At 62.0% G+C, this 1,051-nt stretch carries 2 protein-coding genes; one reads left to right on the top strand and one right to left on the bottom strand.

Annotated features, from left to right (window positions below; genetic code table 11):
* Positions 1 to 279: 279 nt before the first annotated feature.
* Positions 280 to 756, bottom strand: a complete 477-nt coding sequence (locus GEV06_28630) for a heme-binding protein (protein MPZ21816.1) — start codon at positions 754 to 756, stop codon at positions 280 to 282.
* Positions 757 to 819: 63 nt separating this feature from the next.
* Here GEV06_28630 and GEV06_28625 point away from each other — a divergent pair.
* On the top strand, positions 820 to 1,051 hold a 232-nt coding region (locus GEV06_28625), incomplete at its 3' end, for a sulfatase-like hydrolase/transferase (GenBank protein ID MPZ21815.1).

Raw genomic sequence — 1,051 nt, 5'->3', positions numbered from 1 at the left:
TGGATCTCTCGGTATTCCGTGCATTCCCGCTCGGCGGAACCCACCGGCTGGAAGCAAGGGTCGAGGCAACCAACGTGACCGACACACCGAAGTTTGCCAATCCGGAGTTCGACCTGCAGGCAGGCGACTTCATGCGTATCTTCGAGGTGTACGACGCGTATGCCGAACGCCAGATCCGACTCGCTCTGCGGTACAGCTTTTGAGCTGAGGGGAGGACCGCGACGTCCTCGGCCTTACCCATCTCTACACGTTTGCGAGCCCGGTCGATTCTGTCGCAGGTCAAGCCGTGACCGGACGCGCCGATCGGGGCGAGGGGCCGTTGTAATTGACGACGTTGGCCCCCGCTGCGGCCACCTGCGCATCTTGCGTGGGCTGCATTCCCGATACGCCAATACCGCCGATCAATTCTCCGTTGCGCAATAGCGGCAGCCCGCCTTCCAGCGGACAGAGGTTGTCTGCAGCGAGCAAGCGAAGGCCGAGACCGCCTGCTGCCAGCACCTCTTCGAAAGCCTTGGTGGGACGTTTGAAGCTCACCGCTGTTTCCGCCTTGCGCTGAGCAATTGGAATGCTTCCCAACTGTGCGTGATCGAGCTTGTGCAGGATGACCAGATGACCGCTGCTGTCGACAACCGCGATAACCATGGGCCAGTTGTTGGCCATCGCCTCCTGTTCGGCGGCGGCGACGACTTGCTTGGCCAATTCCAGGGTGATCGGAGGGCCGTAGGGTATCGGCTGCGGTGTAGCGGACGATGACATATCAACTCCGGGAGGAGGGGTGGACTGGCGTTCTGTCACGGTTCGGCGTTAATCTCTGTGGTCATGCTACAACGTCTGATGGTCTCCATGGTGGTGGCGGCCGCTTGCGTGGTGGTGGCGGCCGAACGCAACGGTGGCTTGCCTCGCCAAAGCGCGGAGCGCGACGGCGACCCCAACATTCTTCTGATCCACACCGATGACCTCGGCTACGGGGACCTCAGCGTGTACGGGCAGCGCCGCTTCGAAACGCCCAACATCGATCGCCTGGCCAAAGAGGGCACGCGCTTCACGCAGT

This window comes from Luteitalea sp. (assembly GCA_009377605.1).
In the GTDB taxonomy this organism is placed as follows: Bacteria; Acidobacteriota; Vicinamibacteria; order Vicinamibacterales; family Vicinamibacteraceae; genus WHTT01.
This window is presented reverse-complemented; position numbering and strand designations above follow the sequence as displayed.